Below are 25,595 nucleotides of genomic sequence, written 5' to 3'. Positions count from 1 at the left end.
TGTGCAAAAACCAATGACAGCAAGGGTTGAGACATTGTCTCAGCCCTCCTTTTCTAACATTTGGACGAAGTCCTTTATCGTAGCAATGCTCGTGGTGTTCATATTGGCGGGCCTTTCGCTCGTGACCGGCGTCTATGACATTCGTCAAGAAGGCGGGTCGGACATGTTTTGGATCACCCGCGTTCCGCGCACGGTCGCCATCATGTTGACCGGTGCCGCCATGGCGATGTCGGGGCTCGTCATGCAACTGATCACACAGAACCGTCTCGTCGAACCGACGACGACAGGTACACTCGAATGGGCGGGGCTCGGCCTGCTCGCTGTGTATCTGCTCGTCCCGGCTCCGACGCTCATGATGCGGATGACGGGGGCAATCGTCTTTTCATTCATCGGAACGATGGTCTTCTTCTGGTTTCTGCGTTCGGTCAAACTCCGCTCGTCGTTGATTGTCCCGATTATCGGACTCATGCTCGGGGCGGTCGTCTCGGCCGTGTCGACGTTTCTCGGTCTATTCTTTCAAGCCAGCCAGACAATCGAAGGTTGGTTCGTCGGGTCGTTCGCATCAGTTCAGGTCGGACGGTATGAATACTTGTGGCTCATCATCCTCGTCACGTTCTTCATCTTCATCCTCGCGAATCGGTTGACGCTCGCTGGTCTCGGCGAGGACATCGCGACGAGCTTAGGCGTCAATTACAATCGTCTCATCTTGATTGCGACGGGATTGATCGCGCTCGCGGTCGGGGTCGTGGCGACGGTCATCGGTAATCTGCCGTTTCTCGGGCTGATCGTCCCGAACATCGTCTCGATGTTTCGCGGGGACGACCTCCGCAGCAACTTGCCGTGGGTATGCGTCATCGGGATGGGAACGGTCCTCGTCAGCGATTTGATTTCGCGGACGATCATCATGCCGTTCGAATTGCCGGTATCGCTCATTCTCGGTACGGTCGGGTCAATCGTATTTATCGTAATTCTCTTGAGACAACGGAAGACGGGAGGGGTACGATGAGCACACTTATTGAAAATAAGACGAAGCATCGGGAAGCATACGATGTTGATGGTCGGTCCGTGCATACAGACGATCGGTGTGCGACGGCGTTCCGTTCGAAACGAGAACAGCGCCGCTATTGGTTGTTCCTGGCCTTCTTTATCGTCGGGGGACTGCTCTGTGCGTTCGGGTTACTCGTCTACAACAATCCGGTCCCGTTCGACTCACCGTCGTTCGTCCCGGTCGTCGAGCGTCGGGTCGTCGCCGTCATCACGATGGCGATCGCCGCGCTCTGTCAAAGCTTGGCGACGGTCGCGTTTCATTCGGTGACGAACAACCGCATCATCACGCCATCGTTACTCGGGTTCGACGCGCTCTACTCGACGATTCAGACGAGTATGATCTTCTTCTTCGGTGCAGGGGCATTAATCGGTTTTTCGGGAACCGGTGCCTTTTTGACCCAAGTTGGCCTCATGGTGCTCATGAGTCTGCTCTTGTACGGCTGGCTCTTGTCCGGGAAATACGGCAACCTGCAACTGATGCTTCTCGTCGGGATTATCATCGGGACGGGATTGAATTCGGTGTCCTCGTTCATGCGACGCATGCTCGCCCCATCCGAGTTCGACGTCCTGCAGGCCCGTCTGTTCGGATCGGTCATGCATGCCGATGCCGCCTACTTCCCGATCGTCATTCCGATTGTGATTGTCGTCGGGACGTTGTTGTATAGTTTCTCGAATCGCTTGAATGTCGTCGCACTCGGGAAAGACGTGGCGACATCGTTCGGGGTGAACCATCGCCGGAGCGTCATCTTTACGCTCGTCTTGATCTCGCTTCTCATGTCGGTATCGACGGCGCTGATTGGACCGTTGACGTTCTTTGGATTCTTGGTGGCGACGCTCAGCTATCAAGTGGCAGCGACGTACGATCATAAATACGTGTTTCCGATGGCGTTCGCGCTTGGATTCTTCGTGTTGACGAGCGCGTATTTCTTTATGTATCACATTCTCAATACACCGAGTGTCGTGTCCGTCATCATCGAACTGTTCGGCGGCATCATTTTCTTGGCAGTCATTTTAAGGAGAAAATCGCTATGATTCAATTGGAACAAGTACAAAAATCGTATTCGGATGATGTCCAAATCGGACCAATCAATCTTGACATCCCGAAGGCCGGCTTCACATCGTTGATCGGACCGAACGGGGCCGGGAAATCGACGACGCTCATGATGATCGGCCGTTTGCTCGATTTAGACGCGGGTCAAATCCAAGTCGCCGGGATGGACGTGTCGAGCACGAAATCGAAAGACTTGGCGAAAATCGTCACGATTTTACGGCAAGAGAATCATTTCGTGACGCGTCTCACCGTCCGTCAGCTCGCGGGCTTTGGACGCTTCCCATACTCGAAGGGGCGGTTGACGCAAGAGGACGAACGGATCATCTCGAAATATATCGACTTCCTCGATCTGACGTCGCTCGAGCATCGCTATCTCGATGAATTGTCGGGCGGACAGCGCCAACGGGCGTACGTCGCGATGGTGCTCTGTCAGGAGACGGAATACGTGCTCCTCGACGAGCCGCTCAACAACCTCGATATCGCTCGCTCGGTCCAGATGATGGAATACTTGCGGCACGTCGCCGACGAGTTTGGACGGACGATCGTCACGGTGCTCCATGACATCAACTTCGCGGCGAAATATTCGGACCGCATCTGTGCGATGAAAGACGGGAACATCGCCGCCTTTGGTACGGTCGAAGAGATTATGGACGCCGACATCCTATCTGACATTTTTGAGACGAAACTGGAGATCATTCAAGGACCGTATGGACCGATCGCGGTCTATTAATAGAAGGAGGGGATCAGCATGCAGATTTATTGGACACCAATTCAACAAGTCGTGCAGGAAGCGCGAGATACATACACGTTCAAACTGGAACTGCCCGAGGGCTTCACGTGGGAAGAAGGCGCGCACACGCACTTCGCGCTCGAAGGCTTCAATCAAGAAGACAAACCGAACCGGACGTTGATTCGGCACATGTCGATCTCGACGTTGCCGCATGAAGGCGCGATTGGGATCACGACGCGGGTCAAACCGGAATGTTCGACGTTCAAATCAATCTTGCGTGACATGAACATCGGGGACAAGGTCGCCATCTTCAAGACGCATTCGAACGTGCCATTGAAGCGGGAAGGGAAGAACGTCTATCTGTTATCGTGCGGGGTCGGCATTGCGACGTTCCGCCCGCTCGTACTCGCGTATTTGGCGAACGGGGAAGGTGTGCCGCACCTCCACTCGTTGAACGTCGACTCGTCGAAAGAATATTTGTTTAACGATGTGTTCGCGTCAACGAATGGATTCACGGCCGAGTTCGTCGACAATCGTCCGGACTATTACCAGCTGGTCGAGACGCTCGCCGCAGACAAAGACGGACTGTTTTACCTTGTCGGCAGCGATGACTTCTTGCATGAGACGATTGCCAAATTGCGTCAAAATGGCGTGACGCCGGACCAAATCATGCTCGACAAACATGACTTCCAAATGGAAGATTTCTTGAAGGCCTGACGCTCAGACCGAGGACGCGTTCCTCGGTCTTTTTGCATGGCACAAGTCGACGAAGCGCTTGAACACGTCACGTCCGTTTGGCGTTCCAGTCGATTCGGGATGGAACTGGACACCATATGTCGGGTGCTCGGGATGTTCGAGCGCCATGATGACCTCGTCATGCGTGCGAGCGGTCACGACGAGGTCCGTCTCCAAGACGACGAGCGAATGGTAGCGCATGACCTCACTCGGACTCCCGTCGAACAAGACGCCCGGGGTCGTCTCGATCACGGACGTCTTCCCATGCATGACCTGTTCGGCCCGACCGACCGTGCCACCGAACGCCTCGGCGATGACTTGATGTCCGAGACAGACGCCAAGGATGGGGATGGTGCCGGACAAGGTGCGGACGACATCGAGCGAGACACCGGCATCCAGGGGGCCACCTGGACCCGGAGAGATGATAATTCCAGCCGGATTGAGGTCGCGAATCGCGTCGATTGTCAGTTCGTCATTGCGGACGACCAAGACGTCGCTGAACCGGGCGACATCTTGATACACGTTATACGTGAACGAGTCGTAGTTATCGATGAGTAGAATCATGCGAACACCTCCAGTAGGGATTTGGCTTTATGCAACGTCTCTTCATATTCTGACACCGGGTCCGAGTCGTAGACGATGCCGGCACCGGCTTGGACATAGGCCGTGTCACCTTGAACGACCATCGTCCGAATGGCGAGGGCGAAATCATAGCCGCCCCGGACGTCGAGATAGCCGACGGCCCCGGCATATACTTCGCGCTTCACCGTTTCCAATTCGTCAATCAGCTGCATCGCTCGAATCTTTGGGGCGCCCGAGACGGTACCGGCCGGGAGACAGGCCCGCAGCGCGTCAATCGGATTCAAGTCGTCGCGCAGTTCACCTTCGACCTCGGAGACGAGATGCATGACGTTTTTGAAGCGCTCGACTTCCATCTGTTTCGGTATCGTGACCGAGCCGACTTTGGCGACCCGGCCGATGTCGTTGCGACCGAGGTCGAGGAGCATCCGGTGCTCGGCGAGTTCTTTCTCGTCTTGAATGAGATCAGCAGCGTGACGCACGTCTTCTTCGATTGTCTTGCCGCGGGGGCGGGTGCCGGCGATCGGGTTCGTCGAGACGCGATTTCCCTCGACGCGAACGAGACTCTCTGGTGATGCCCCGAGGACGATCACCTCGCCGAGATCGATATAGAACAAATACGGGCTCGGGTTTTGTTTCCGAAGCGTCCGGTAAAAGTGGAACGGATCGCCGGTGAACGTCGCGTCGATGCGTTGGGACAAGACAAGTTGGAACACCTCTCCGGCGAGGATGGCTTCTTTCGCCTGCAAGACGCGTTCGACGAACTCCTCTTTGCCGGTCAACACGCGTTCACTCGTGCGGACGACGGGGGCAAGTTCGTGTGTCTTCGCTGTCTCGAGGGCTCGTTTGACGTGGTCTAGCCGATTTGTAGCATCATCATTTCCAGTGTCGATCACGATGACCTGCTCTTCGACATGATCATAGAGAACGACCGTCTCATATCGTTGGAACAAGGCGTCCGGCAAACCACGCGTCTCGCTCGGGGTATTCGGGATCGGTTCATAGACGCGCTGCATGTCATAGCCGATATAGCCGACGGCACCGCCGATGAACGGATAGGGGGCGTCCGGTGTGTCCCGCGCAACCAGTTCCGACAACAAGGCGAGCGGATCTTCCGTGTGCATCGTGCCGGATGCGTCGGTCACTTCGTTGCCGTTGGCGCGAATCGTCTCGACTGGGTTCGAAGCGATGATCGAGTAGCGGCCGTGCTTGCCTTCGGCGCGACTCTCGAGCAACACTTTTCGTTTACCTTCTAAGCGGTGGAAGATTGCCACCGGTGTCAGTTCGTCGCCGTTGATGATGAGTTGTTTCATATCGATAACCTCCTTATAATTTGAGAGAAAAGGGGAAACTATGATGCACATCTTAAAACCGAATCAATTCTCAGGAGATGCGCTCACTGAGCACATCGAGCTAGAAGAAGAATTAAGTCCGTTTCTCGATCAATCGGATGAGTTGAATCAAGCGTATTTCGATGCCGTGATACGAAAAGCGAAGGGGTTGTTCGACACCTTGTTTCCGAACGGTGAGGGCTTCACGCTCGTGTATCATGTTTATGGTGATCACCCGGGCAACACCGGTATGTTTCGATTGATTCGCGACAAATCGCTCCGCTTTCAGACGGCGTTGATTCGTTCCGAAGAAGAGGAGGAGACGCTCTGGACGTATATCGTGCCGATTGCTGATCGAGACCAGATCCGGATGTCTCGTTTGTTGGAGGCGATTTGTCACCAAGACTTTCAACCATTGAGACCACGACTGCGTGGCTGGGCCATGTCGTATCCTGCCGTTCAGTTCATTCATCAGGAAGCAGGACATGTACTATTTGTTTATGATGACCGTGGTGCCTATATCCGCGGGACATCACCCGAACACCTCCAAGCAATCAAACAAAAAATCTCCCCGCCCCTCATGCCCGATCGGACATGAAGGACGAGGAGATTTCCCCGTGTTGCCACCTTCGTTGAGAGACTTCGCGCCTCCCCACTCATCGCGAACCATCATTCGCTGTCCTCGGTAACGGGAGGACCCGTCAGAGCCTACGTATCGGTCTGAACGCTCAAAAGCCCATTCACGTGCAACACGTCACCGGTTCACATCGACCACCGGCTTTCTGGAGACGTATCTTCACGCTACTCTTCTTTCTCATCGCGAGTTCGTATGAATGTTATCGTTACTTTAACGGGCTGAAGTCAGAATGTCAATATCGAAACTGTCAGAATGATTAGGGCTCAGGAATGTTTTTCTATCTGGCGCTCGGTCTTCCGTTTACTGAGAAACGTATAGGCGATGAGAAACGAGGGAATCGGGAAAAGCCAATTCCAAGACGATGGAGAAGTGAGCGTCCCGTAGTACACGAGGCCCATCGTCATTTCAATTGCGAGATTGAGCACCAACGTGATGAGCGGGGCGATATAAGCCTTTTCGAATCGTAACGCGATGAGGACACCGGTCCCGATGGTGAGGATAGGGACGATGACGAGTTGCCAGATGAACGGGTCGATCAAATCCATAAGCATCGTCCTTTCTAAATGGGATAAATTGTATATTGCTAAGTATACAGGGAATAGGGGATAAGAAAAAGAATAGTACCGATGTGGTTACGTACAATCGAATAATTGAGACGGCCATTACGAGTGGGACGACTCGAGCATACGAGTATGTTATGATGGACGCGAAAGGTAGGTACATCAATGGAAACAATCAACTTAAAACAACTTTCTGACGAACGGGCCGCGCTTCAAGTCAAGGGCGACCTGGACGCGATGCGCGGCATCATGCACGACGAGTTTCGTTACGTCGACTCGAGCGGACGTCAGTTCGATAAAGAAACATTTTTAGATCAGTTCGTCGACCCGGCGTCGGTCCAGTGGATCACGCAGGAGACCGTCACGTTCGACGAGACGGTAGCAGGCGAGATCGCCCTCGTGCAACTATTGCTTGAAGAGCGTTTCATCCTCGGAACGAACGCCTACGAAGGCCGGTTCTGGGTGCTGCATGTCTATGTGAAAGAGAACGACACGTGGCTTTGGCAAGGCGGCCAGGCGACGATGATTCATGAAGTATGATAGGGAGGACTGCTTTGGTACATCCAAAGCAGTTTTTTTTATGAAATCATTCACCTGATGTTTAAAAAAACGAACTTTTTCTTAGAGATGTTATTACAATAAAATAGGGAAACCAACCAAAATAATGATAAACCTAGATAATGGAGGAAAATCATGAATCATTCATCGTATTTAAAGTTGTTCTTAGCCGGTTCGCTCATCGTCTCGCCACTTTTGCCGCTTCAAGCACAAGCAGAAGGCTCGACGACAGAAGAGCCACCGGTCGTCGAGACGGTCGACGTCACGGCGCCACTCGCACCGGTCGTCTCGACACCGCTCCACACGTCGAAATCAATCGTCATCGAAGGCGAGGCCGGTACGACAGCTTTGATTGGCATCAACAGCAAAGTGTATACGCGCGTCGTCACAGAGGCAGGAACGGCTCAATTCAACATGAGCCCGCAGTCGGTCGGAAAAGTCATCTCGGTCAGTTTGCGTGACGCTGCCGGAAACGTCAGCGAGACGACACAAGTCGTCGTCGCGGTCGATCCGGCCGCACGTCCGGCGACGCCGAAAATCGGCACAGTCAACAGCACGGCCCGTCACATCGTCGTGACCGGCACACCGGGTGCAAAATTGACGCTTCAAGTCGGGAACGCGACGTACACGGCACGTTATGACGCGAAAGGCGTCTATCGCCGCACGACAGCAGTCCTTCCAATCGGCACGGTCATCCGTGCAACGACAGTCGACGCGAAGGGGGCGACGAGCCTCACGCGCTCGACGAAAGTCATCAAAGACGGTCGTGCCCCGATGCGTCCACGCGTTACGCAGAGCGTGACGACGACCGCAACGGCAATCACTGGTACGGCCGAAGCGTATGCAACTGTCTATGCGAAGATCGGGACGAAGACGTATAAAGCCCCAGTCATGTCGACCGGGAAGTTTGCCATCAAGATCCCGAAACAAAAGCTCGGACAACCGATTGAGTTGTATGTAGTCGACGGAGCCGGCAATAAAGGCGGCGCCCTCAAGCTCGGCGTGCAACATGCGCTATACAACAAGTTCTATCGTTTGCCTGGCCAAATCACGCTTCATAAAGAAGTATTCGATAGCGAAGGGGACGTCCGCTACGCTGAGACGTTTGCGCCTGTCTTCTTCGGGAAGCCATCAAAAGCGAATATGGCGTTTCTCGTCGACATCGAATCAGACGAAGGTTACCTCGATATGGAGACGCTCCGCATCCAAGTCGGCAGCAAGTCATACAAAGTGAACATCGACCCGGAAGAGGTCGAGTACATGGAGTATGAGGATGGTTCGGTTGGGGAGTGGTACATCTTTGAGCCGGATGCAAAACTCATTCAGTTCATCAAAACGAACGTCCGTCCACAGAACCGGATCATCGTCACGGTGGAAGGCAGCGAAGGTGTCGTCAAATGGCCGCTCTACGCTGGCGAGAAACGCGCCTTCATCGAATCACTCAGCTACGCTGGATATTAAAAAGCAATACTTCAGATCGCCCTTCTCAGGAAGGGCGATTTTTGTGTGTGATCATTTGGCAAAATGACAATACAAGAACCATACTCCGATTTCTCGATAACCATTTACTGGATATTTTCTGTCGTATTGAAGAAAAAACGTCTCACCGGCTATGAATCGTCCATATTCATCTGACCCAAAAGTCCTATTCGAAAAGCGTAATTCGTGTCGGACGAATCAGTAGAAGTTCTTAATTGGTAATGAATTGGTTTATTAAAAAACATTACTCACATAATTTAATGGTAATTAAAGGTAATATAGGTTTATTAAATGTAAAATCCAAAACGATAACTGGAAATTATATTTTAATCATTCATTTCATAAAAATCGAATCCGATGACAGAAGTCTGATCTTGACTAAAAACATTGATAGCGCTTACTTTGTTGATTTTATGCGATTATAATCACACTGGTAATTCTAGATTGGCGTCTTGAATATTCTAAATAAAAATACAAAAATGCATTATCATTTCCCTTTTTCGACAAAAAGTCGCTTGTTTCAATTGGAAACGTTATGTATATTATGGATGTAAGCAATCTGGGACGATGCATAGGCTAAAAGTCAATGTATGGTTTTAGATACCTGTTTTTGTATGACCCAAGTCCTATCGATGCTATACATAACTCATGGCAGTAAGGGTGCCTTGAGGCGTGATCGAGAGGACGAGGGGGAGTCGAAGACGCAGAAATCGCATTTTACCAAAGGGAGGATTTAAACAAGATGGCAAACAAAAAACAATTTGTCACGGCAGCGGCAGCGTTTGCAGTGACAGCGGCAGCGGTCGCACCAGCAATGTCGGCTTCAGCGGCAATGCCTGTCGTCAAGCTCAGCTCGGACTATGTACGTCAAGGGAACTTGGATGCAGCGCTTGACAAGACGTATCACGGATCAGAGATCCACTGGTACAAGTCTTCAGTCAACATGAACAAGCTCGGTGTCTTCCAAACGGCGGTAGGTTTCGTCAAAGGGAAGGGCATCAAAGTTGAGAAGCGCGTTCGCGTTTTGAACTACGCTCAAGAAGTGATCGGACCGAAAGAAATGCTCGTCTTCGAAAAAGGACAAGCCGTCTCAGGTATCCGCTCGCAGCCGGTCAAATTCGCAGACCGCGTCTACATGAAGCCGGGTTCATGGTCTGGTATCGACACGTCGCAAGTCGGCGAGTTCACTGCGACGTTCACTTACTCGAACAAAGCGTATGGAACGGTTTCGAAATCGTTCAAGTATAAAGTCGTCGAGTCAGCACCGATGGTATCAAGCGTCGAGTTGCTCAACGCCAAAGAGCTTCAAATCAACTTCTCTAAACCGGTTGACGCGAGCACGCTCCTCGATAACGGCATGCTCAAAGATGGAACGGTCGAAATCGATCACATTCCAGATGCACAACGCCTCAAAGGACTTCGCGGCACACTCTCGAAAGACGGCAAAACGCTCGTCGTTCGCGCCGAGAAGACATTCGACGGCCGTTACGCCGTGCTTGCCAGCTCGAAGATCAAAGGTCTTGACGGCAAAGATCTCGTACCGTTCAAAGGAATCTACACGCTCACAGATAACGTGCGCCCAGTCCTTAACGATCCTGAGTATCTTGAAAACAACCGCGTGAAGTTCACGTTCTCTGAGCCGGTCAACGTTGACTCAGAAGAAGCGCTTGAGAAGAAACTTGAGTTGACAGACGCTTCTGGCGCTGGCTACAAAGTTGATGTCGACAAGCTCTCGTGGGACGGTAAGTCGTTCATCCTTGACTTGTCAGACGCTCAGTTCGTCGCAGGCAAAGACTACAAGTTGACACTCGTCGGTCTCCGTGACTTCGCTGGCAATTTCATCACACCAAATCCAGTGACGAAGGTCGTTCAGAAGAAAGTCGTTGACGGTGTAGCACCTGCAGTCGTCGGCATGTCGTCTTCGAAACCGGGCTACCTCACAGTGACATTCTCTGAGGCTGTCTATGTGGATCGTTACAACCATGTTGCGAAAATCACGCTTACAAACGGTGACATCGAAGCTGACCTTGACGACAACGCATGGCTCGACGAGTCAGGCAAAGTCCTCACTGTCCGTGACAGCACGTTCATCGGTCAAATCGACGTGAAAGTTTCTGAGTTCCGCGACCTCGCTGGCAACTACGGCGCAGCGTCAACGAAACTCGTCAACTTCACAAACGATGCGACTGCACCGACTGTGACTGGAGCAGAAGTGAAAGTCATCGACGGCAAGAACCACCTCGTCCTCACGTTCTCTGAAGAAGTGAACGCGCTCTACGATGGTGAGATGGTCGGTTCGTACATCACGCCGAACGGTGTCGAGAAGAAAGTCAAAGCATGGACAGACGCTTCGTACTACTCGAAGAACCAAATCAAGACGCCGATCTCGGATCTTGAACTTGGAAACTACTCGGTCACGCTTCCGAAGAACCTCGTAGAGGATGTCGTCGGCAACGCGAGCGCGGCTCAATCAATCAAGTTCTCAATCACATCGAGCCCAATCGAGAAAGAGAAGCCGACGTTCGATGGCTACTACTTCCAAGAGAAGGACAACAGCACACTTTACCTCAAGTTCAGCGAGAAACTTGACCCATCATCACTCTACTTGGGCAACTTCTTGATCGAAGGCAAAGCGATCGCTGAGAAAGCCGTCTTCACGAACGAGAAACGTGACGTCATCAAGTTGACGCTCAAAGAAGGCGCGATCCAGACATCTGGTAAATACGCGTTCACAATCCAAAACGTTAAAGACGTGGCGGGCAACGTCATGGATACACTCGCCTTGAACGAGAAGTTCGCTGAAAACGACCTTCCAGGTCTCACTTCGGCAGTTCTCACGTCGAACAACGTGTCAGGCGACTACGCGATCATCACGCTCACGTTCGATGAGTCGATCGCAGACTACTCAATCGAGGACGGCTATGAAGACTTCAAACTCTTCGTCGGCGACCAAGACCTCGCGAAATCTGCGAAAGTCTCAGAAGTCATGGGATCGCAGTCGAACCAAGTCAAAATCACGGTTGACCGTGTGTTGACTCCGGCTGAGACGGCTCAAACGCTCACGCTCAAACCAGGTGCTGCGTTCGAAGTCCTCGACCTCGCGAACAACAAACACCCATTGTTCACTTCGGTGAACATCGCTAAGTAATTAGCGCTGACATTCATTGACCCTCCCTTAGGGTTAAATAGAGCAAAGCCTTCGGGCGGAGCCATCTTGAAACCGGTAGCGTCTGACGCTGCCGGTTTTACTATGTAGTAAACTGAAAAAAATACATATTAATCCCAATAAATTATGGAAATTTAAAACAAATAAGGTATTATTATATTGGTTCTATTTTCTTTAGGGATAATATATAATTTGGAGGGGTATTATGAGTCGTGCACAACGGAAACAGAGACGAAAGTTCCAATTTCTCGTCAGGACGTTCGTCTTGGTCTGTCTGATTTTATCTGGCGTCATCTATCAACAAAACCAAGAAGCCGAGGCGAAAGTGAAGCTTCATGCGTCTACCTTGGGAAACGATTTGCGATTTAGCGGGATGGCGCTACGGTTAGATGCGAAAGGCCTATACATACACTCGAACAGCAGTCATAAACCGATGGGCTTCACAGGGGCCGAAATCGACCCGAAACGTGGGACGATCATCGTCCGTCGTGATCGCGGCGATTCGGTCGTCTCTATCATTGCCGAACCGGACGAGACGCTCACGAAACGAGGCATCACGATCGGGGCTTCTGGTGGCGGGAGAGTGACCCACTTGTATTTATATCAAAACGGTGTTCAGCTCAATTTGGCTAAACCGGCTGACTATGCAAAAGCAGCGGGTTCTACCTCTAATATTTGGATGACCATCATCAGTCAATCTCGATGAGTTACCGGCACGTCCGGTGCTCATCTTTTTTCGAGTCGAGGCAAGAATTTACTATAGAATGAGGGAAAACGATGCAAGCTTATCAACGTGGATTTTTAATGACGCCGACACAGACCACACGTGACGGGTGGGATATGGTCACTTTGCCGAACGGTGACTTCTTTTACTATGACCCAATCACTCAGGTCGACTTGATTCAAAATGGAAATCGGTGGATGCTCGCTATGGGGGATGTCATTGACATCCGAGCGATGAAGCGTGACCGGATGAACTTGCTTGCGCGACTGAGCGCAGAAACGACGGAAGCGTTCCACGAATCACTCGACTTCATGGGCGGTCGTTATGTGCTCATTCGTGGCGACGAGGCATCCGTCCGGCTCTACCACGATGCGACAGGGATGCGCGGCGTCTACTTCACGACAGAAGCGCCGCTCCGGGCCGCCAGTCATTTAGAGCTGTTGCAAGAAGACGTCCAGTCCGCACCGCACCCGCTCTGTTCAAGCGAGTTGCGTCAACACAACCATTACCACTTGCCGGGTCACTTCACGATCTATGAGACGATCCGGATTCTCGTTCCGAACCATTTCGTCGATGGGTCATGTGTGATGACCCGTTATTATCCACGGCGTCCGCTTGAATCGCTACCAGTCGAGGCGGCGATCGAACCGCTCCGGACCTGGTTCGACAACCAGTTGCATCAGCTGTTCGAGACAGACGAACGCATCATCTTCTCCCTCACGGCCGGGATCGACAGCCGTCTGTCGCTCGCGCTCCTGAAACCGTTCCTCGCTGAGATTGAGGCGTTCACGTACCAAAACGTGGCGCACGTCGAGTCGCTCGATATCGATGCGGAAGTCGCCACGATGATGGCGCGCGACCTCGGATTCGCCCATCGTATCATCCCGGTCGACGGCCGAGCGTTCGAACAAGCGGACGAGGCAAAACCGTTTCGCGATATGATGCGCCAAAGTGTGACGTCAAATCACGGTCATGCCCACGCCTATGAATATATGAAGCTGTACAACGACCGGCCGACGCGACATCTACGGTCGAACATCCTCGAGATCGGTCGTGCCTTTTACCGGAAAAACCGTACCCTCCCGGCCGAGTTCACCGTCGAAGGCGCGATTCGTTGCTATTCATGGAAGTCGCGGGAAGATGACCGTGTCGTCGCGTTATGGACGTCTTACGTTGAAGCGGTCGGGTTGACCGAGGCGACGCTCCACGGGTATGACCCGTACGACTTGTTATATTGGGAGTACCGGATGGGCATGTGGCACCAGCAAGTGCTCGCCGAGAGCGACGTCGCTTTCGAGACGTACATTCCGTTCAACGCCCGGGCCATCCTCGAGTTGTTCCTCGCGCCTGAATATGGGGACCGTCTATACGCAAAGCTGTTCTATGAAGTGATCGGTCATGAGTGGCCGGTGCTCGCGTTCTGGGGCGTGAACAAACGCGACACGATGCGCGATTATCTGCATCCGACGCTCGACCAAGACTGGATGCCGTTGAACGGGGTGATCACGAGCGGACGGTTGGACGAGTCGACGATCCCGTTGAACGTACGTCGCTTGACGACGAACGTGTCGTATCATCTTGAAGCGAACGCGATGAAAAAAGGGGACTACATGGTCTACTCGCAAATCTTGACGACGAAACCTGGTCAGACATATCGTTTGAACTTGAACGTGCTCAACCCGTTCGAAAAGCGGTCGTCCCTTGGCCTAGGACGGATGCGCTACGAGATTTGGGTCGACGGGGTCTTGTACTTGTCCGAGGATATCGCGGCCTGGGGCGGCCCGAACCAAGTATGGGTCGAGTTCGATGCGACGGCTGAGACGACCGAGTTCATGGTCCGGACGGTCGCCCTCCGTGACTGTGGACCGAACAAATGGGGCGCGGCCTCAAAGATGCAACTTGAGGCGCTGCGTCTTCAAGAAATCGAGCACGGTCATTTGAAGGCTGGGGCATCGAGTCCGTTCACACAAGTTCATGAGTTGATTGAAGCGGAGTAAGGCTTTTTGCCTAACGTGTTTCAATTTCCAAGGAATCCCTCGATGTTGCAGTCGGGGGATTTTTTGGAAAAGATACACGGAATTAACGAAAAATTAATTGTATTTACTAGTGGAATTGGATATGTTTAGAGAGGAGAGTGGTCTCTGAAACGATAGGTCTGAAGACGGAATAGGGAGCAAGGCCAATTGTACTCCGTCAGACATTGTAAGCGCTATCATTCGTTTTAGTTCTGCTTCACCACATTTGAAAGGGGAAAATCAAATGCTCACACGTAAAACGAACAAGTTGTACGCTTCACTCGCTGTGGCGGCCATCACCGCTTCATCGATCGTTCCGGCAGCGACAGCTGACGCGGCACCGAAAGCGAAGACGGTCAAACTGAAAACGGACTTCGTCCGCGGAGGGGACCTCGACGCGTCACTCGACAAGACATACAAAGGGGCCAAGATTCACTGGTACAAGTCTTCGGTCAAGATGAACACACTCGGTACATATCAAACGGCGAAAGGAATCGTTCTCGGCAAGGGGTTGAAAGTCGAGAAGCGCGTCCGCGTTTTGAACTATCCGGTCGCCATCGAGCCGGCTGAAGCACTCTCGTTCAAACAAGGGGAAAACGTGCCGAGCGCACTTCGTCTCGATGTTCGCTTTGCGAACGGTACAGTCGAGCGTCTCGTCCGCGTCCATGGCATCGATACGTCAAAAATCGGATCGTTCACGGCACATGCGAAGTTCACGAGCAACGGCCGCACAATCGAAGCTGAGCTTCCATATTCGGTCGGTGGGAATACAGTATCATTCATGCACACGAACGACACGCACGCTTCACTCGACTTGGCGCCGAAACGCGCGACAGCCGTTAAGCAAGTTCGTGCCGAGAAGCCGAACGCTCTCTTGATCGATGCGGGGGACGTATTCTCAGGTTCGCTCTACTTCAACAAGTTTGAAGGTATGGCTGACTTGAAACTCATGAACTACATGAAATACGATTTGATGACGCTCGGAAACCACGAGTTCGACCTCGGCGGCGACGAAGACGGCAACGCAGAGCTTGCCAAGTTCATCCGCTATGCGAACTTCCCGTTCGTCAGTTCGAACCTCGACTTCTCAGCTGATGCGAACTTGAAATCGCTCTACCGCGATGCGGTGACGGACAAGCCATACAACGGTCGTCTCTATGAAGGTGTCATCAAAGAAGTGGACGGCGTCAAAGTCGGATTCTTCGGTCTCACAACAGAAGAGACGGCTGACATCGCCAGCCCAGGCGACACGCAATTCCAAGACTACATCGCGGAAGCAAAAGCAGCCGTGGCAGCGTTCGAGGCAGCTGGCGTCAACAACATCGTCGCGGTCACGCACTTAGGCTATGATGACAACCCAGCGGTCGACAACGATCAAATCCTTGCAGAAGAAGTTGAAGGGATCGACGTCATCATCGGCGGACACTCGCACTCGTTGCTTACGAAACCGGTCGTGAAGAACGCGGATTCGGATAACCCGACCATCATCGTCCAAGCGTACCAGTACAGCCAATACCTCGGCACACTCGACGTCACGTTCGACCATGACGGTAAAGTCGTCGCACATGAAGGTTCGGTCATCGACGTGTCGAAACTTGAAGCAGACGCGAAAGCGACGCAACTCCTCGCGCCGTTCAAAGAAGATGTCGACGCCTTGAAAAACCAACCGACCGGCGCTACAGCGACGGCAGCGCTCACGAACCCGCGTACGAGCGACATCGGTAACACGACAGGTGAGAGCGTCCGTAAAAACGAGACGGCGCTTGGTAACTTGATCACAGACGGTATGCTCGCGAAAGCGAAGACGTTCAACGCGGACGTCATCGGCGCGATGCAAAACGGCGGCGGCATCCGTGCAGCCATCGATGAAGGGGAAATCACGATCGGCGAAGTGCTCACGACGCTTCCGTTCGGCAACACGCTCGCCATCGCTGACCTCACTGGGACAGAGATTTACCAAACGTTCGAGCGCAGCGTCGGACCGCTTCCGAGCGAAAACGGTGGTTTCCTTCACGTGGCTGGCTTGAAAGTGACGTACGATAGCTCGAAACCGTCAGGCGAACGCGTGACAAAAATCGAGTACTTGAAAGACGACGCATACGTCCTCGTTGCGAACGACACGACGACATATAAAGTCGCGACGAACGCCTTCACGGCCAAAGGCGGCGACGGCTTCGAAGAACTAGGCAAAGCTTATACAGAAGGACGCGTTCAAGACCTCGGTCTCTCGGACTGGGAAAACTTGCGTGACCATGTGGCCGGTCTCAAAACCGTTGAGCCGAAAGTGGAAGGTCGCATCGTCGACACAGCAGCAAACTAAGCAGTTTCACTCTCCTGATTTTTTCAGGGGAGTGTTTTTTTGTTAATGGTCGTGAAAGTCGGGTATACGACAAGAGGGACGGGTCAATGGATTGTCATCTGACTGAAATTGCTTGCCTATCTGATATTTGATACTATGACAGAGGGTGTAGGTGTGAAGCCTACGATACGACATGATGAAAGAATGAGGCGAATTTAATGGATGTAAGACGATTATTGTCCGACGTTCAAGCGCACACGAAATGGGTACGTGCCGAACGGGAACGGATTTCACAAAAAGAACCACTAGATGAAGGCGATGTCGTTCTCATCAACGACTTGCCGTCTTTGACGAAGAAAGCCCAGCTCCCGTATTGGGACGACGCCAAACTCGAAGCCTACCACACGGCTCTCGAACAAGAATGGGACACGGCGTCCGAGCGATTCCCGAGCGACGTGGCTTCATTCCCGTCGTCGAACGGAACCGCGTATTACTATAAGAAGAAACTCATCGACGTGGCGTTCGTCGGACCGGTCGAACGGGCCGAGACGTGGCGTAACGTCTGCAACATCCATACGTTCAGTACGGTCACCGAGTTTTTAGAACTCATCAATGCCGGTGTGAACATCGAGTTCCTGATGATCAGCCCGATTCTTCCAGGAGAAGCGGCGACAAGTTTTGAGCATATGGGGACACCACGTTCACATTCGCGCGAATGGCTCGAAAAACTGATCAAACAAGCGAACTATCGGGACATCCCGACCGTGTTCCACACCGAGGCCGATACGAACCATTACGCTCGTTTCGCATCACTCGCGGCAAAATGTGATGTCGTCTTTACGGCCAACGAAGAACGGGTTCAAGATTACACGGAACTGTGCAACCATGACCGTGTCTTCGTCATCAAGCCGTTCGTCAACCAACTGCTCCACAATCCGATCGGGATGACGCGCCCGCGTCTGAACGATGTGCTCGTCACGAACGACTTCCCGATGCGCAACGTGTTCATGGACGACGTCAACAAATTGATGGACGGTGTGCTAGAGACGGACCATCAACTCTTTGTGACGAAGTCGAACCGTGATCAATATACAGAAGTCGCTGAGGCGTATCGTCCATATCTCGTCGCCAGCGAGACGAACATGGGTGACTTGAAAAAATCGGTCGACTGGATTCTTCATGTCAACGAAGTGAAGAACAGTCCGACTTACTGCGCCCAAGAGATCTATGATGCACAGGCGCGCGGCAACCTTGTCTTGACGAACTATAATATCGCCGTCAACAACGATTTCCCAAACGTGTTCATCGCGACGGGGCGGTTGGACGCAAAACAAATCTTGAGCATGTTCAAGACAGAAGACGAGATGGTCCGCCAGCAACTGTCTGGTGTTCGCACGGTTATGGGCGGCCATACGCTACACGACCGGTTTGAAGAGATGTTGTTCGCGCTCGGACTCGAGACGGAGGCACTCGGGGCCCGCCCTGTCCTCGTCGTCGGCTCGGGTGACGAGTCGCGTCTCCAAGCGATGATCGACGCACAGACGTATGCAAGCATCCGTTTCCGCATGGCGGACGCCGTGACCGAGACCGATTTACAAGAAGCGGCGTTCGTCGCATTCTTTGACTCGGCCTATACGTATGAGGCGTACTACTTGGAAGACATGATTAACGCCTTCAAATACACGGACGTCTCGTTCGTGACGAAAGCGGCCTACTTCGACGGCGAAACGTTCGTCACGGGCCCGGAACATGACTATGTGACGGACGTGACCGACGTCCACCGTTCGGTGTTCGTCGCCGAACAGTTGTCGCTAAAAGAAGTCGCGACGCGTACGCTCAAAACACGCACGTTACCAGGTTATGCGATTGACCGATACGAGCTCGTCAAAGGCGAGGTCGTCGTTTCGCCGAACGCACCACGTGACTATAAACTGTCTGTCGTCGTGCCGGTATATAACAACGGCCGTTACTTGTATAACAAATGCTTCTTCAGTTTGAAGCGGAGCTCGATGTTTGACGACATGGAAATCTGGCTCGTCGACGATGGTTCGACCGACAACGAAACGGCTCGTTACGTCGAGCGCTTGGCACGTGAGCACGCGAACGTCTACACGTACTCGTTCGCGGATGGCGGCAGCGGCAGCGCCTCACGCCCCCGTAATAAGGGCGTCGAGCTCGCGACGACTCCGTATATCGCGTTCCTTGATCCGGATAACGAGGCGGTCAACGACGGCTATCATGAGCTGTATCAGTTGATGACACGCGAACCGGGACTCGACCTCGCCGTCGGCAGTATGTTGAAGCTGTCGAACCGTGAGGCGATGATTGAACTCGAAGGGCTTGAAAAAGATGGCATTCGCATGATCGAAGATCCGCGCGCCTACTTGCTCGAGCACAACTTCAAAGTCCAAAGCATCCAGGCGATGGTCATCCGCCGCGACTTCATCGTCGAGAACGGATTGAAGCAAGTCATCGGTGCGGTCGGTCAAGACTCACTCTTCTTCCAAGAGATGTTCTTGTCGGCAGAACGGGTCGCACTCGTCGATTTGACGATCCACGATTATTACGCGGCCGTGGCCGGGTCGACCGTCAACACGATCACACGCCGTTACTTCGAGAAGTGTCTCTTACGTGAGACGGCCCGAGCGAAAGCGTTCGAACGTGAAGGTGTGCTCGACGTCTACCGCGAGACGCGCTTTGAACGGTTTTTCGAGCTATGGTATCTCCAGTTCATTCGCCGGTCGCGGGAAGAGGACTTCCTCGGCAATGCGGACCTGCTATATGCCATCTATGAGCAGTTCAAGCCGCTCGAACCGAGAAGCCCGCGCTTCAAACAGTTCATCGATCTGTACGAGAGCGGTCAAAAAAATGAATTGAAACGTCTATATTTCGACGTATTCCGTTGAGGTGACAACCATGAGTGAACAATTGAAACAAGAAAAGAACCTTCTCGAGATGCAGCTCGCTGAACAAATCGAGGAGAATAAACGACTTCAACGTGAATACCGGATCAGGGGTCAACAATACCAACGTCTCTTGCATCGTTACGCCGAACTGCTCTATACGGTAGAGTGGATCTCGAAAGAAGTCGAGAAGGCTGATAAACGCTATCACCAAATGAGTCGGAAATTTACTCAAATCAATCGTAAATATCAAAGTTTGACACAGTCTAAAGTCGGCAAAGTACTCCTTAAAGTGCGGGCCATCCGAAGCCGCGTCGGCAAAATCGTCAAACGAAAATGACCAACCGGGAGCGACATGTGATGTGTCGCTTCCTTATTAGTGAAATCGAGGGGAACATCCCCGCAGTTTGGAGGAAAGACATATGGGTTGGCAAACGAAAGCACGTCGTGCGGCACATCTTGGTTTACAGCGCTCACGTCGCGTCGGGAAACGAATCATCAATAAGACGCGCAATCGCGTGATTTCCCGTAAAGGGGGACCGATCGTCCCGAATTGGTATACCGCATCGAATGCGGTGCACTTAGAAGGAGCGGACGTCATCGTCTCACGGCCGGAAGCGGTCGCACTCGCGTACCGAGCGGATGGGAAAGAAGAGGCGCTTGACCTCAAGCAAATGTTCTCAAAATCAACTCGTCATCTGCACGTCCAGTTTCGGGCGAAGGCGACAGGAGACGTCAATCCCGTCGTGAAAGTGTCGCTCTACCAACGGAACAAGCACTCACGTGACGTGTTCGTCTACAATCAGGCACCGACCGACATCGCCTTGCTCGCGAACGAGACGCGAGTCCGCTTCGCCATCGAGACGGAAGGGAAAGGCTCTTATAGCGTCATCGAGTTGAACGTCAACGGTGTCTCGCTTTGGGATGTCGAAGGTATGGCTTACCATATGCAAGACGCTGATTTCGACTATCGCATCGATTTGACACCAAAACAGCTCGAGTTGATCTCGGCGATCAACCGCGTCGTCGACTTCGAGGACGATAAACTGTTGCTTCACGGCGTTGGCAGCCAGTACGTCCATTTCGGCGTCGGCGAGTCGGCGCTCCCGCACGTGAACACGAAACGTGCCATTGATTTCCCGCTCGGGGACATGGACGATGACGTCTATCGTTTCTATTTAAAAGGAGCGGTGACCGGCACGGCGAACGCTTCCCTGTTCGTCGTCACGTACACGGCGGACGGCCAAGACCAGATGATCGAGGTCCCGCTCGGGCTGAGCGGCATTATCCGCCTGACACCGAGCCATACAACGGTCCGCTATTTCGTCCGTTTCTCAGGTCATGGTGAGCTCCATGGATTGAAGCTCGGTATGGTCCGCGAGAAGAGCGTCCGTCGCGAAGAAATTTTGTCGCTCAAACCGTCGATGTGGACGGTGCCGACGCCGGATACGATCAAACTGAAACATAAGCACGACCAGCTCGTCGTCAAATTGAAGACCGGGGAAGGCAATCGCCGTTACATCTCGTATGCCGAGACGAACAACAGCTTCAAACTGTTGCCGGTCGATTTCTTGTTCGACGTCAAATCGAACAGTCGTTACCGGGTCACGGTCGATGGGGAGATGGGCGAAGGGACGAACGTCGTCCTCTATATCATCACGTATTCGACGGAAGGCCGCTTGAATATGCAGCAAGTCCAACTCGGTTCAGAGAAAATCTTTGAGTTCGAGAAAGAGGCGCGTCGCCTCCGTTTCGCGCTTCGTGTCGACGGGGACGGGGAAGCGGTCATCGACCGGATTCGTGTCACCGAGGAAATCATCAGCGACCGGACGCGCAGCCCGGAATGGCTCGACGTGCGTGAAGCCCGTCTTTTCCGTGCCGTGCCGCGTGAGCTGCACGAACTGAAAGTCGCGGCCATCTTCGATGAGTTCACGACCGCATCGTACCGTCCGGAATGTGATTTGATCACGTTCACACCGGACAACTGGACGGCCGTCCTTGCCGATGAACAACCTGACTTCTTGATGGTCGAGTCGGCGTGGAAAGGGAACGCCGGGGCGTGGGAGAAGAAAATCGTCAAATACGGCACGAACACGTGGGAAGAACTCGACGGCCTGCTCGAATGGTGCCGTCATAACAACATCCCGACCGTGTTCTGGAACAAGGAAGACCCGATCCACTACGATCGCTTCATCGAGACAGCCAAACGGTTTGACTACGTCTACACGACTGACGAGAACCGGGTCGAGGATTATATCCGCGACTGCGGTCACGACCGCGTCGGCGCGCTCCCGTTCGCCGCGCAACCGAAAGAGCACAATCCGATTCGCTTGCCGGGTACGCGTGAACCGTACGCGTCGTTCGCGGGCTCGTATTACGCGAACCGTCACGAGTCGCGTCGGCAAGATATGGACCGTCTGTTCGCCGCAGCGAACCGTTACGGCCTCGTCATCTATGACCGCAACTATGAGATGAACCAACGCGGCGAGACGGACCAGCTCCAATTCCCGGAGCAGTTCCGTGACTCGATTCGCGGCAGTTTGAAATATAACCAGATCGCGAAAGCATACAAAGGCTTCAAAGTCATGCTGAACGTCAACTCGGTCAACGATTCGCCGACGATGTTCTCGCGTCGTGTGTTCGAAGGACTCGCCTGTGCGACACCGGTCGTCAGCACGCGTTCGATTGGCGTCAAGCAGATGCTCGGCGATTACGTCTTCCTCGATGAGGGCGATGCCATGCTCGACGAGACGTTCAAGAAGCTGTTGACGGATGACGCCTTCTATGAGGACGTCGCCATGCGCGGGATGCGTCACGTGTTGACGTATCACACGTACACGCAACGACTCGCCCAAGTCGTCGGTGCGATTGGCATCCCGTATCGGGTCGATCACGCCAAAGTCGCCATGGTCGCCATCGTCCGCTCGAAAGAAGAGATGGAGCGGGTCGTGTCGATCTATCAAGCGCAAGACTATGCCCATACGCATCTCGTCGTGTTCCTCGACAAGTTCGACGGCTACATCGACGTCTATAACGAGTACAACACCGAGGAGATCTCGACGTTCATGCTCAGCTATTTGACGCAGTACAACGCCTTGTCCGAGATTTTGGACGGCTTCGAATGGATGGCGTACGTCAACCGGGAAGACTACTACGGCCCGTCGTACGTGTCCGACTATATCTTGGCGGCGCGTTATGCCGACGCCAACATCTTGACGAAAGGCGACCATTACACGTTTGACGGGACGCTCGAGAAACAAGACACAGATGCGAGCTATCGCTACGTGTTCGACGCTGTGCCGACACGTTCGCTCGTCAAACCGGCGGCACTCCGCTTCTATAGCGTGAAAGAGGCACTCGACGTGTTGACGAAAGATGCGTCACTCCAAGAACTGGCCCAGTCCGGGGAGCGCATCTTCAGCATCGACCCGTATCAATACGTCAAAGGCGGAGCTAATCTCTCCGACGCAATGGTCCAGGAGGTAACGTTATGACGAAAGCACCGCTCCGCGTCCTCGTCTATGGGGACGTGAACTTGAACTTGATCGACGGGTCGGCCATTTGGCTGACATCCGTCGTTCACATGTTGAAACAAGACCCGTCGATTCACGTCGATATCTTATTGAAACGCTCGATCGTGAAGCCGGAAGTGACGGCGTCGATTCGTGAGTTGCCGAACGTCCGTTTCCTCGACGTGTTCAGCGAGACGTCACCGAAGAAGGACGAACCTTATTACGAGAAGAAAGTGCTCGAGCCGTCTGAGGCGGCCCAGCTCATCCATGAGCTCATGATGAGCGGGTCGTACGACTTGGCGTTCATCCGCGGCTTCCAGCTCGCCTACAACTTGTCAGCATATGAAGACACGATGGCGAAGACGTGGACGTATATCACGGATTTCACGCACGACCATACGCAGGCGTCGGACGAAGAATTGGCCCGCTTGAAACAAATCGCCTCGCGCTCGGCCCGCATGCTCTGCCAGACGTCGGCGATGAAAGATTATTTTGAGACGTTCCTTCCGACAGAGCGTCCGTTCCTCATCTTGAATCCGATGATTCCGAACGTGAAAGAGGCGACGCCGTCGTTCACGAAACCGAACGACCGCCTCGTCTATACCGGCAAATTCGCCCCGCTCTGGTATTCGAGCGAGATTTTGACGGCGTTCGCGAAACTGCGTGGCACACATCCGGCGGCCGAGCTTCACGTCGCCGGGGACAAGTTCAATCAAGACCCGAACAACCCGAACTTCCGCAAAGACGTGACACATCGGCTCGGTCACGACCCGGGTGTGACGTGGTTGAAAGGCATCCCGCGCCGCGACGTCGAGACGTTAATCGAGTCGAGTGCGGTCGGCGTATCTTGGCGCCATCCGGAACTCGACGCCTCGCTCGAGCTGTCGACGAAGCTGCTCGAATACGGGGCGCTCGGAAAACCGGTACTGCTCAATCGTAACCCGATGCACGAGCTCATTCTCGGTGCCGACTATCCGCTCTTCGTCAACTCGGAGACGGAATTCATCGACAAGGCACGCCTCGCACTCACGGACGCAGGCATCTACCGTGAGGCCGCCAAGCGTCTATACGACATGGCCCAGTACTACACGTTCACGAACACGTACGCGCGTCTGCGCGACGAGTTGTGGGCGATGAAGAAGTTGACGATCGTCTTCGCCGGTCATGACTTGAAGTTCTTGAAGCTGTTCATGAAGCAGTTCTCGGAGAACCCGCGCTTCAACGTGCTCGTCGACCAATGGGATGGCCATAAGATTCACAACGTCAACCATAGTAAGGCATGTCTTGAGCAGGCCGACATCATCTTCTGTGAGTGGGGACTCGGCAACGCCGTCTGGTACTCGGAGCATAAGCTGCCGCACCAGAAGCTGATTGTCCGGATTCACCGTCAAGAGAAAGAGACACCGTTCCCGCGCCAATACAATTTGCACAATATCGACAAAATCATCCTCGTCTCGCCGTATATGCTCGAAGAGATGTACCGTCTGTTCCGCATTCCGCGCCATAAGATGACGATGATTTATAACGCCGTCGACGGCAAGCGTTTGGCGCAGCCGAAAGTGAAACAAGATTTGACGTTCCACCTCGGTATGATCGGCGTCAACCCGAAACTGAAACGGCTCGATTTGGCGCTCGATTTGCTCGAGCAGCTGTTACAACAAGACAGCCGCTATAAACTCTTCATTAAAGGACATCACCCGAACGAGATCTACTGGATCAACAAGCGGGAAGAGGAGCGGGCGTATTACGACAAGTTGCTCGCCCGTCTCGAAGAGCCGCAATTCCAATCGAGCGTCCAGTTCGACGGCCACGGCGACGACGTGCCGGAATGGTTGCAAAAGATCGGTTTCGTCCTCTCGATGAGCGATCTCGAGAGCTTCCATTTGGCTCCGGCCGAAGCGATGACGTCGGGGACGTATCCGCTCATCCGTCACTGGACGGGAAGCGAGACGATTTATCCGGACGCCTTATTGCTCGAAAATGTGTCCGACGCCGTCGACATCATTCGCTCGTACGCCGACGATTCAGACCGTTTGCTCGAAGCTGCAAAACCGCTTCAAGCCTATGCGTTTGAGCACTTCGCGGTCGAAACACTTGCTAAAAAGCTGGAACAGCTTATACTAGAGGCGTTGTCCGAAACGGAAAAACATTGATTTGTCATTAAAATGTAATTGCTCGGCTGATTTGTTCAAGAGTATAATGAGTATTGTTTTATTGTCGAAACTGAAATAAAATGATGGACATGCTCGCACTGAGAAATCGCAGGGCA

The 25,595-nt window shown here is 53.2% G+C and carries 18 protein-coding genes and 1 other annotated feature; of the genes, 15 read left to right on the top strand and 3 right to left on the bottom strand.

What is annotated here, in order from left to right; translation table 11 throughout:
• The first annotated feature begins 13 nt into the window (after positions 1-13).
• From KNP86_RS09805 to KNP86_RS09790, 4 genes are read left to right on the top strand one after another with little or no spacing between them, the layout of a single operon-like run.
• Positions 14-1,006 (top strand): ABC transporter permease, encoded by a 993-nt coding sequence (locus tag KNP86_RS09805; protein WP_251128268.1) that lies wholly within the window; start codon positions 14-16, stop codon positions 1,004-1,006.
• Complete coding sequence (locus KNP86_RS09800; RefSeq protein ID WP_034778878.1) at positions 1,003-2,079, top strand: iron chelate uptake ABC transporter family permease subunit; 1,077 nt, start codon at positions 1,003-1,005, stop codon at positions 2,077-2,079. The genes KNP86_RS09805 and KNP86_RS09800 overlap by 4 nt, the downstream gene beginning before the upstream one ends.
• A complete protein-coding gene (locus tag KNP86_RS09795; RefSeq protein WP_214754096.1) occupies positions 2,076-2,828 on the top strand; it encodes an iron ABC transporter ATP-binding protein in 753 nt (250 codons plus the stop codon). The genes KNP86_RS09800 and KNP86_RS09795 overlap by 4 nt, the downstream gene beginning before the upstream one ends.
• 18 nt (positions 2,829-2,846) lie before the next feature.
• Positions 2,847-3,545 (top strand): ferredoxin--NADP reductase, encoded by a 699-nt coding sequence (locus KNP86_RS09790; protein ID WP_214754094.1) that lies wholly within the window; start codon positions 2,847-2,849, stop codon positions 3,543-3,545.
• Positions 3,546-3,548: 3 nt separating this feature from the next.
• On the opposite strand, the gene KNP86_RS09785 is transcribed toward KNP86_RS09790, so the two are convergent.
• Positions 3,549-4,127, bottom strand: a complete 579-nt coding sequence (locus tag KNP86_RS09785) for an anthranilate synthase component II (RefSeq protein ID WP_214754092.1) — start codon at positions 4,125-4,127, stop codon at positions 3,549-3,551.
• The gene (gene trpE, locus KNP86_RS09780) at positions 4,124-5,455 is read right to left on the bottom strand and encodes an anthranilate synthase component I (RefSeq protein WP_214754090.1); all 1,332 of its coding nucleotides are present in this window, start codon (positions 5,453-5,455) and stop codon (positions 4,124-4,126) included. The genes KNP86_RS09785 and trpE overlap by 4 nt, the downstream gene beginning before the upstream one ends.
• A 43-nt stretch (positions 5,456-5,498) precedes the next feature.
• Between trpE and KNP86_RS09775 the strand changes: the two genes are divergently transcribed.
• A complete protein-coding gene (locus tag KNP86_RS09775; protein WP_214754088.1) occupies positions 5,499-6,071 on the top strand; it encodes a DUF3885 domain-containing protein in 573 nt (190 codons plus the stop codon).
• Positions 6,068-6,300: a binding site (T-box leader), on the bottom strand. Its footprint overlaps the gene before it by 4 nt.
• A 73-nt stretch (positions 6,301-6,373) precedes the next feature.
• On the opposite strand, the gene KNP86_RS09770 is transcribed toward KNP86_RS09775, so the two are convergent.
• On the bottom strand, positions 6,374-6,655 hold the full coding sequence (locus KNP86_RS09770; RefSeq protein WP_052090159.1) for a hypothetical protein: 282 nt from the start codon (positions 6,653-6,655) through the stop codon (positions 6,374-6,376).
• 180 nt (positions 6,656-6,835) lie between these two features.
• On the opposite strand from KNP86_RS09770, the gene KNP86_RS09765 reads away from it, so the two are divergent.
• The 10 genes from KNP86_RS09765 (at position 6,836) to KNP86_RS09720 (ending at position 25,479) form a co-directional block, all read left to right on the top strand.
• Positions 6,836-7,210 carry a nuclear transport factor 2 family protein gene (locus tag KNP86_RS09765; RefSeq protein ID WP_034778866.1) on the top strand — a complete coding sequence of 125 codons (375 nt, stop codon included), beginning with the start codon at positions 6,836-6,838 and terminating at the stop codon, positions 7,208-7,210.
• A 153-nt stretch (positions 7,211-7,363) separates the two neighbouring features.
• Positions 7,364-8,689 carry an Ig-like domain-containing protein gene (locus KNP86_RS09760; RefSeq protein ID WP_214754086.1) on the top strand — a complete coding sequence of 442 codons (1,326 nt, stop codon included), beginning with the start codon at positions 7,364-7,366 and terminating at the stop codon, positions 8,687-8,689.
• 760 nt (positions 8,690-9,449) lie between these two features.
• On the top strand, positions 9,450-11,855 hold the full coding sequence (locus KNP86_RS09755) for an Ig-like domain-containing domain (RefSeq protein ID WP_034778864.1): 2,406 nt from the start codon (positions 9,450-9,452) through the stop codon (positions 11,853-11,855).
• Positions 11,856-12,078: 223 nt separating this feature from the next.
• Positions 12,079-12,579: a hypothetical protein gene (locus KNP86_RS09750; protein WP_214754084.1), complete on the top strand. Its 501-nt coding sequence runs from the start codon at positions 12,079-12,081 to the stop codon at positions 12,577-12,579.
• Between the two features lie 71 nt (positions 12,580-12,650).
• Positions 12,651-14,594 (top strand): asparagine synthetase B family protein, encoded by a 1,944-nt coding sequence (locus KNP86_RS09745; RefSeq protein ID WP_214754082.1) that lies wholly within the window; start codon positions 12,651-12,653, stop codon positions 14,592-14,594.
• 262 nt (positions 14,595-14,856) lie between these two features.
• A complete protein-coding gene (locus tag KNP86_RS09740) occupies positions 14,857-16,932 on the top strand; it encodes a bifunctional metallophosphatase/5'-nucleotidase (protein ID WP_214754080.1) in 2,076 nt (691 codons plus the stop codon).
• A gap of 197 nt (positions 16,933-17,129) precedes the next feature.
• Positions 17,130-19,817 carry a glycosyltransferase gene (locus tag KNP86_RS09735; protein WP_214754078.1) on the top strand — a complete coding sequence of 896 codons (2,688 nt, stop codon included), beginning with the start codon at positions 17,130-17,132 and terminating at the stop codon, positions 19,815-19,817.
• Positions 19,818-19,827: 10 nt separating this feature from the next.
• Positions 19,828-20,154 carry a hypothetical protein gene (locus KNP86_RS09730; protein WP_034778855.1) on the top strand — a complete coding sequence of 109 codons (327 nt, stop codon included), beginning with the start codon at positions 19,828-19,830 and terminating at the stop codon, positions 20,152-20,154.
• An 82-nt stretch (positions 20,155-20,236) separates the two neighbouring features.
• A complete protein-coding gene (locus tag KNP86_RS09725; RefSeq protein ID WP_214754076.1) occupies positions 20,237-23,308 on the top strand; it encodes a CgeB family protein in 3,072 nt (1,023 codons plus the stop codon).
• Positions 23,305-25,479, top strand: coding sequence for a glycosyltransferase (locus KNP86_RS09720; protein ID WP_214754074.1), 2,175 nt, complete (start codon positions 23,305-23,307; stop codon positions 25,477-25,479). The genes KNP86_RS09725 and KNP86_RS09720 overlap by 4 nt, the downstream gene beginning before the upstream one ends.
• The last annotated feature ends 116 nt before the right edge of the window (positions 25,480-25,595 follow it).

Source organism: Exiguobacterium sp. s16, assembly GCF_018618115.1.
In the GTDB taxonomy this organism is placed as follows: Bacteria; Bacillota; Bacilli; order Exiguobacteriales; family Exiguobacteriaceae; genus Exiguobacterium; species Exiguobacterium mexicanum_A.
The sequence above is the reverse complement of the archived record's forward strand: the minus strand, read 5'-3'. Positions and strand labels throughout refer to the sequence as shown.

Excerpts from the sequence above, each read along its gene's own strand:
- KNP86_RS09790 (WP_214754094.1), top strand. The coding sequence starts at position 2,847 with ATGCAGATTTATTGGACACCAATTCAACAAGTCGTGCAGGAAGCGCGA.
- KNP86_RS09795 (WP_214754096.1), top strand. The coding sequence starts at position 2,076 with ATGATTCAATTGGAACAAGTACAAAAATCGTATTCGGATGATGTCCAA.
- KNP86_RS09720 (WP_214754074.1), top strand. The coding sequence starts at position 23,305 with ATGACGAAAGCACCGCTCCGCGTCCTCGTCTATGGGGACGTGAACTTG.
- KNP86_RS09805 (WP_251128268.1), top strand. The coding sequence starts at position 14 with ATGACAGCAAGGGTTGAGACATTGTCTCAGCCCTCCTTTTCTAACATT.
- KNP86_RS09760 (WP_214754086.1), top strand. The coding sequence starts at position 7,364 with ATGAATCATTCATCGTATTTAAAGTTGTTCTTAGCCGGTTCGCTCATC.
- KNP86_RS09755 (WP_034778864.1), top strand. The coding sequence starts at position 9,450 with ATGGCAAACAAAAAACAATTTGTCACGGCAGCGGCAGCGTTTGCAGTG.
- KNP86_RS09725 (WP_214754076.1), top strand. The coding sequence starts at position 20,237 with ATGGGTTGGCAAACGAAAGCACGTCGTGCGGCACATCTTGGTTTACAG.
- KNP86_RS09750 (WP_214754084.1), top strand. The coding sequence starts at position 12,079 with ATGAGTCGTGCACAACGGAAACAGAGACGAAAGTTCCAATTTCTCGTC.
- KNP86_RS09785 (WP_214754092.1), bottom strand. The coding sequence starts at position 4,127 with ATGATTCTACTCATCGATAACTACGACTCGTTCACGTATAACGTGTAT.
- trpE (WP_214754090.1), bottom strand. The coding sequence starts at position 5,455 with ATGAAACAACTCATCATCAACGGCGACGAACTGACACCGGTGGCAATC.
- KNP86_RS09770 (WP_052090159.1), bottom strand. The coding sequence starts at position 6,655 with ATGGATTTGATCGACCCGTTCATCTGGCAACTCGTCATCGTCCCTATC.
- KNP86_RS09800 (WP_034778878.1), top strand. The coding sequence starts at position 1,003 with ATGAGCACACTTATTGAAAATAAGACGAAGCATCGGGAAGCATACGAT.
- KNP86_RS09765 (WP_034778866.1), top strand. The coding sequence starts at position 6,836 with ATGGAAACAATCAACTTAAAACAACTTTCTGACGAACGGGCCGCGCTT.
- KNP86_RS09735 (WP_214754078.1), top strand. The coding sequence starts at position 17,130 with ATGGATGTAAGACGATTATTGTCCGACGTTCAAGCGCACACGAAATGG.
- KNP86_RS09730 (WP_034778855.1), top strand. The coding sequence starts at position 19,828 with ATGAGTGAACAATTGAAACAAGAAAAGAACCTTCTCGAGATGCAGCTC.
- KNP86_RS09740 (WP_214754080.1), top strand. The coding sequence starts at position 14,857 with ATGCTCACACGTAAAACGAACAAGTTGTACGCTTCACTCGCTGTGGCG.
- KNP86_RS09745 (WP_214754082.1), top strand. The coding sequence starts at position 12,651 with ATGCAAGCTTATCAACGTGGATTTTTAATGACGCCGACACAGACCACA.
- KNP86_RS09775 (WP_214754088.1), top strand. The coding sequence starts at position 5,499 with ATGCACATCTTAAAACCGAATCAATTCTCAGGAGATGCGCTCACTGAG.